Raw genomic sequence first — 6213 nt, forward strand, 5'->3', positions numbered from 1 at the left:
AGAGGAGGAACCAGAACCAGAGCGATTGATGAATTAGAGGCCTTGTCTCCTAGTCATCCCTTTAAATCAGCTTCCTTAAAATTATTATACAATTTGAGTAGGAACTTGCAAGCCTTACCAAAAAGAACCCAGGAGGAGAGGAAATTTATTATGCGTTTAGCCCCTTTATACGAACAAGATAGAGAAGCAGCGATTCAACAAGGAGAAGCCATTGGACTTCAAAAAGAAGCATCCAAGTTAGTGCTACGCTTACTTAACCGACGTTTTGGTGAACTTCCCCCGCATATTACCGAAACTATCCAAAAACTCTCAGTAGAAAAATTAGAAGACTTAGGAGAAGCATTGCTAGACTTTAAGAGTCAAGCTGACTTAATCAATTGGCTTAATCAAACCTAAAATCTTCGGGAAAGGTCATTTAAAACTCCTCTAATTGTTTTCTTTATCTATCGGGAAATTGAGAGCTTTATCGAATAGGGCAAGGTCTTGGAAATTAATCACGCCATCTCCATGAAAATCTGGCGTTGCTGATTTGAGTTCTGAACATTCTTTTGTGATATTTTTAAAACCTGGACCCAAACTAACTTTTGGATAGGACACACATTTGGCATTCATAGCTTGATTCAGCAACGCCGAATAACCTTATACTAATCCTAATCACTTCTTATCTCTTGACAATGACCTTAAAAACCGATCACGGTAAAAGCCATCCTGTCGGTGCGACTGTCTTGGCCGATGGTGTCAACTTCTCACTATTTTCTAAGTATGCCACGGCGATCGAATTATTATTATTTGATGATGCTAATTCTCCCGTACCTAGCCGGACTATTCTCCTCACCCCGCAAACAAACCGCACCTTTTTCTATTGGCATATTTTCGTTCACGGTATTGGAGCCGGTCAAGTGTATGCTTATCGAGTCCATGGTCCGGATAATCCGGCCCAGGGTCATCGCTTCGATCCTGATAAAGTAGTTCTTGATCCCTATGCGAAAGCGATTGTCGGTGCGGAAATTTATGATCGACAAGCTGCCAGCGAAAAAGGCGATAATTGTCATCGAGCTTTGCGGGGTCTGGTAGTGGATCCGGGCTGCTATGATTGGAAAGATGACGCACCGCTACGCACTCCCTACTCTGCCAGTTTTATCTACGAAATGCACGTCGGTGGCTTTACTCGTAACCCGAATTCCGGCGTTAGCGAGGAAAAAAGAGGTACTTTTGCGGGATTAATCGAAAAAATACCCTATTTGAAAAACCTAGGCATTACTGCCGTGGAATTGTTACCGATTCATTACTTTGATCCCGCTGCCGCCATGCCGGGGTTAACTAACTATTGGGGTTATAGCACGATCGGCTTTTTTGCGCCCCATGCCGGTTACAGTAGCGATCGCTCACCCCTGGGTCCTTTGAATGAATTTCGCGATCTGGTGAAAGCGTTACACAAAGCGGGGATCGAAGTGATTCTCGATGTAGTTTTCAATCATACCGCCGAGGGAGACGAAATCGGGCCAACTCTTTCCTTGAAAGGTATCGATAATCGCACCTACTACATCCTCGACGGGGAAGATAAAAGCCTCTATAGCAACTATACCGGCTGTGGTAACACCCTCAAGGGCAGTCATCCCATTGTTGGCAAAATGATTCTCGATTGTTTGCGCTATTGGGTGTCAGAAATGCACGTGGATGGTTTTCGCTTTGACCTGGCGGCCGTATTATCGCGCAATGTGGACGGGGAACCGATTCTGCAAAAAGGTTATAACATGATCTGGGCGATCGAATCGGATCCTGTCTTAGCTGGGACAAAATTAATCGCCGAAGCTTGGGATGCGGCAGGATTGTATAGTGTCGGTCAATTTGTCGAATTTGCCGATTGGTTTTCCGAGTGGAATGGTCCTTTTCGCGATGATGTGCGCGCTTTTGTCCGGGGAGATACCGGCATAGTCAGCAAATTAGCGGCGCGCATTTTAGGAAGCCCCGACATATACCACAGACCTGATACCGATGTCAATAGAAGTATAAATTTTGTTACCTGTCACGATGGCTTTACCCTTAACGATCTAGTTTCCTACGACGAGAAACACAACGAGGCTAACGGCGAGGAGAATCGGGACGGTGGCAACGATAATTTTAGCTGGAATTGTGGGATAGAAGGGGAAATCAATAACGAGAGGATTAAAACCCTGCGACTGCAACAAATAAAAAATCTCTTAACGATCCTGTTCATTTCCCAAGGAACACCTATGCTGTTGATGGGGGACGAAGTGCGACGCACCCAAAAGGGCAACAATAACGCCTATTGTCAGGATAACCAGTTAAGTTGGTTCGATTGGAGTGCGGTAGAGCAAGAGTTCGATCTTTGGTGTTTCGTAAGGAGACTGCTCGATTTTAATAAAAAATTAGCTCTTTTCCGTCAGGAAAAATTGCTAGAAGTCACCTATACCAGTCTTGAACCCCATCTCAGTTGGCATGGCGTACAGTTGAGTAAACCCGATTGGTCGGAAGATTCCCACAGTTTAGCTTTTTCCCTGCGTCATCCCAAGGCGAATGAGTATTTACACATTATGCTCAACGCTTACTGGGAATCTCTCAACTTCCAGTTACCCCCCTTGGGACAAGGGGAAAAATGGCATCGTGTCATCGATACTGCTTGGCAATTGTCCGAGGCAGCCTGTGATTTGGATGCCGCAGCCGCTATTGAATCGGAAACCTATCGGGTGCAAGCGCGTTCGGCGGTAGTTTTAATCGTTAAACCAGTATAACAAGAGGAGAGATATTGCCCGATCGAGCGATGTTGAATACTTTAACTAATGAACAATGGCATCAATTCAATCGTCAAGTGGAAAAACGTTATTTATTTGCGGAGCAATAGCTGAAATGATGCGGCTTTCATTAGCGAAACGGGTATCGATTCTCTCTTTGTGTTTAATTGGTTTTTCCCTGCCTTGGACCGCGTTCAGCGTTTCACCAGTACAGGCGAACCTAGAACCGAATGCGATCGCTATTGGTGATCCCGTCCGGGAAGAAAAGCAAGCTCGGCAGTTAGTAGAATGGTTGGGAACTAAACAATACGACAAGGTGATTGCAGCTTTGTCACCCCAACTAAAACCCCTCTGGACTGCCGAAAAACTGCAAAAGGTCTGGGAAAGCCAAGTCACTGACAATACTGGACCGTTTAAGCGCATTGTCGAAAGCAAGCTACTCGATGCTATCAATGCCAATCTGGTGATTGTCACCGTTGAATTTGAGAAACTCACTGAAGATGTGGTAATTACCTTTAACCGGTCTGGTCAGGTAATTGCCGCCGATTTTCCCGAATTTCGTAGTATTTCTGAGATTGGCGATGCTTTTGTCAGGTCCTTGGTCAATAAAGACTACGGCCTGGCCAGAGGCTATCTACACCCTTTCCTGAAAGCTGAGGTTTTCCCCACCAGAGTACAAGGCGCTTGGGAGAATTTACTTAAGCGTACCGGCCCCGTGCGTCGGATCGTGGGAACTCAGGTCAGAAAAGGTTCGGATACGGACGGTGTGGATCTGGTGTTGGTGACGATTCAATTTGAAAAACTGACGGATACTTTAATCCTCGTTTTTGATGATCAAAAGCAGATTGTCAACGTGGATTTCCCTTTAGGCAATTAGTAATCAGCCGAAATAACCCCGTAAATTGAGTTGGAGACGACAAGTTATGTTAGATAAAATCGAAGTTCCCATCGAAGCGATCGCAGCTAGGGAGATTCTAGATTCCCGCGGCCGTCCCACTATCGAAGCGGAAGTGCTGTTAGAATCGGGGGCGATGGGTTTGGCCCAAGTTCCCAGTGGTGCTTCTACGGGCAGTTTTGAAGCCCACGAATTGCGCGATGATGATCCCCAGCGTTACGGTGGTAAGGGTGTCCTGAAAGCGGTTCGCAATGTCTACGAAAAAATTGTCCCGGTTTTGGAGGGGATGAATGCTTTCGACCAAGCTAGTATCGATTTAGCTATGATCGAGCGCGATGGCACGGCCAATAAACGAGAATTAGGAGCTAATGCTATCCTGGCCGTCTCTCTCGCTACGGCTAAAGCGGCGGCGGCGGATCTGGGATTGCCTCTCTATCGTTATCTCGCCGGTCCGATGGCCAATGTGCTACCCGTCCCGATGATGAACGTGATCAATGGTGGTTCTCACGCTGATAATAACGTCGATTTTCAGGAGTTTATGATCTTCCCCATCGGGGCCGATTCTTTTAAGGAAGGTTTGCGTTGGGGGGCGGAAGTATTCGCCGCTTTGGGTAAGGCCTTGCACGAACGCAAATTACTGACCGGTGTGGGCGATGAGGGCGGTTATGCTCCGAATTTGGCTTCAAATCAGGAAGCTTTGGATATTTTGATCGAATCGATCGAACGTGCCGGTTATAAACCAGGGTCGGAGGTGGCTTTGGCTATGGATGTGGCCGCCAATGAATTCTATCGGGATGGTCAATACATCTACGATGGTTCTGCCCATTCTCCCGCCGAAATGGTGGATTTTTTGGCGAGTTTAGTCGATCGCTATCCGATTGTTTCCATTGAAGACGGTTTACACGAGGAAGATTGGGATAACTGGAAATTATTGACCGATAAACTGGGGGCGCGGATTCAGTTGGTGGGCGATGATTTGATGGTGACTAATCCCATCCGTCTGCAAAAAGCGATCGATCTCGGTATTGCTAACTCGATTCTGATTAAACTCAATCAGATCGGTTCTTTGACGGAAACCCTACAAACGATCGCCCTGGCTACCCGTCACGGTTATCGTTCTGTCATCAGTCATCGTTCCGGAGAAACGGAAGACACCACGATCGCAGATCTGGCGGTGGCTACTAATGCCGGACAGATTAAAACTGGTTCTCTCAGTCGCAGTGAACGGGTGGCTAAGTATAATCGCTTATTACGCATCGAAGAAGAATTGGGCGATCGGGCGGTGTACGCGCCGAAAGTCGGTTTGGGCCCAAAATTCTTGGCCTAAAATTTGAAAAAAGTCTTGCAGTGATCGAAAAAGGGTGTTATACTAAAAATACTGATAACTGATAACTGGTCACTGACTATTGTGGTACTTCGCTGAAACCTTTTTCGGCGAAGTATTTATTTTTGGCCTTTTTTTGCCCAAAGGTATGATTTTTGGATCAAAGGTGTTACACTGAGGGTACTGATAACTGATAACTGGTCACTGACTATTGTGGTACTTCGCTGGAACCTTTTTCGGCGAAGTATTTATTTAAGAGGGTGTTGACCAGAGAGAGGACGATTGGCGCACCGATAAAAGCCACTAAACCCTTAACTGCGAATCCCGGGACGAGGATCGAGGCTAACCAGAAACAAAAGCCATTGAGAACAAGGATAAAGCCACCGAGGGTGAGAATAGTAATCGGTAGGGAAAGCAGCCCTAGAATCGGTTTAACCAGTCCGTTGACTAAACCGATAACTGCCCCCGCAACCATGGCCACAATAAAGCTATCGACTTTAACACCGGGGAAGATAATATCAACCACTAATAAACTCAGGGCAGTGGCAAGAATATTTAAAAGAATGCCGATCATAAATTTCTCCTTAATTTTTCTGCAATCACTGCCATTCTATGGCAACTTTAAGGAGAGCAAGCTTAATATAGAATTAAGATTCACTAAAGTCTTTTTGAGGTACAAGCAATGTTTCTTCGCCTAGTTTGTGCGCTTTTTTTGCCGCCCTTAGCCGTATTTTTGACTACGGGACTGAGTTTAGCCTTTGTTATTAACATCATCTTAACTTTAATCGGTTATGTCCCCGGCATTATCCACGCTTTCTGGATTGTCTCCAAAGAAGCCGAGAATTCCTAATTAGCACCCCAGGAGATGCCAGTTTTTCTAGTCGCTGCATTAGACATCTCCAATAATGAAGATTTTAGCTGGGTGGATCAGTCTTCTAGCCTGATTTCTGGAGAGGTTTATTAACTAAAATGTCGGATGAATGCCCCCGCTACATTTTTCGACAAGATACTCACCTTTGCGGGGGATGAAATCCGACCAGAATATCAACACCATCTGTGGGTAAACGGCGAACTCTGTTATACTTAACCTAGCCAATGGTGGAGGATTGTTAAATGCTAGTAGTAGAAGCAAAGCTAAAAAACGGAACACCAGAGCAATATCACCAGCTTGATGAAGCTATCAAAACTTCTCGGTTTGTGCGTAACTCTTGTGTTCGTTATTGGCTAGACAATCAAGGGAC

General features: G+C 45.7%; 7 protein-coding genes and 1 pseudogene. 6 read left to right on the forward strand and 2 right to left on the reverse strand.

Annotated elements, in window-relative coordinates; translation table 11 throughout:
- Positions 1 to 396: DUF4351 domain-containing protein (locus EWV84_RS15430; protein ID WP_287078717.1), on the forward strand; the 396-nt coding region annotated here is incomplete at its 5' end.
- A 30-nt stretch (positions 397 to 426) separates the two neighbouring features.
- On the opposite strand, the gene EWV84_RS15435 is transcribed toward EWV84_RS15430, so the two are convergent.
- Positions 427 to 612 (reverse strand): hypothetical protein, encoded by a 186-nt coding sequence (locus EWV84_RS15435; RefSeq protein WP_286825182.1) that lies wholly within the window; start codon positions 610 to 612, stop codon positions 427 to 429.
- Between the two features lie 62 nt (positions 613 to 674).
- Here EWV84_RS15435 and glgX point away from each other — a divergent pair, with 62 nt between their 5' ends.
- The 3 genes from glgX to eno all read left to right on the forward strand — a co-directional run bounded on the left by glgX (position 675) and on the right by eno (position 4975).
- On the forward strand, positions 675 to 2753 hold the full coding sequence (gene glgX, locus EWV84_RS15440) for a glycogen debranching protein GlgX (RefSeq protein WP_287078718.1): 2079 nt from the start codon (positions 675 to 677) through the stop codon (positions 2751 to 2753).
- Between the two features lie 115 nt (positions 2754 to 2868).
- Positions 2869 to 3630, forward strand: coding sequence for a DUF3887 domain-containing protein (locus EWV84_RS15445; protein WP_287078719.1), 762 nt, complete (start codon positions 2869 to 2871; stop codon positions 3628 to 3630).
- Between the two features lie 46 nt (positions 3631 to 3676).
- Positions 3677 to 4975, forward strand: a complete 1299-nt coding sequence (eno, locus tag EWV84_RS15450) for a phosphopyruvate hydratase (protein WP_286825185.1) — start codon at positions 3677 to 3679, stop codon at positions 4973 to 4975.
- A 205-nt stretch (positions 4976 to 5180) separates the two neighbouring features.
- Here eno and EWV84_RS15455 read toward each other — a convergent pair whose 3' ends face one another.
- Positions 5181 to 5546 (reverse strand): phage holin family protein, encoded by a 366-nt coding sequence (locus EWV84_RS15455; protein WP_286825186.1) that lies wholly within the window; start codon positions 5544 to 5546, stop codon positions 5181 to 5183.
- Positions 5547 to 5654: 108 nt separating this feature from the next.
- Between EWV84_RS15455 and EWV84_RS15460 the strand changes: the two genes are divergently transcribed.
- The gene (locus tag EWV84_RS15460; protein WP_286825187.1) at positions 5655 to 5822 is read left to right on the forward strand and encodes a YqaE/Pmp3 family membrane protein; all 168 of its coding nucleotides are present in this window, start codon (positions 5655 to 5657) and stop codon (positions 5820 to 5822) included.
- Positions 5823 to 6085: 263 nt separating this feature from the next.
- Positions 6086 to 6213: pseudogene (locus EWV84_RS15465) on the forward strand (RNA-guided endonuclease TnpB family protein); the annotation flags it as partial.

It is taken from the genome of Microcystis sp. M_QC_C_20170808_M3Col, from assembly GCF_007095505.1.
GTDB lineage: Bacteria > Cyanobacteriota > Cyanobacteriia > Cyanobacteriales > Microcystaceae > Microcystis.

Coding starts and splice junctions, on each gene's coding strand:
- EWV84_RS15460 (WP_286825187.1), top strand. CDS start 5,655: ATGTTTCTTCGCCTAGTTTGTGCGCTTTTTTTGCCGCCCTTAGCCGTA.
- EWV84_RS15455 (WP_286825186.1), bottom strand. CDS start 5,546: ATGATCGGCATTCTTTTAAATATTCTTGCCACTGCCCTGAGTTTATTA.
- EWV84_RS15445 (WP_287078719.1), top strand. CDS start 2,869: ATGATGCGGCTTTCATTAGCGAAACGGGTATCGATTCTCTCTTTGTGT.
- glgX (WP_287078718.1), top strand. CDS start 675: ATGACCTTAAAAACCGATCACGGTAAAAGCCATCCTGTCGGTGCGACT.
- EWV84_RS15435 (WP_286825182.1), bottom strand. CDS start 612: ATGAATGCCAAATGTGTGTCCTATCCAAAAGTTAGTTTGGGTCCAGGT.
- eno (WP_286825185.1), top strand. CDS start 3,677: ATGTTAGATAAAATCGAAGTTCCCATCGAAGCGATCGCAGCTAGGGAG.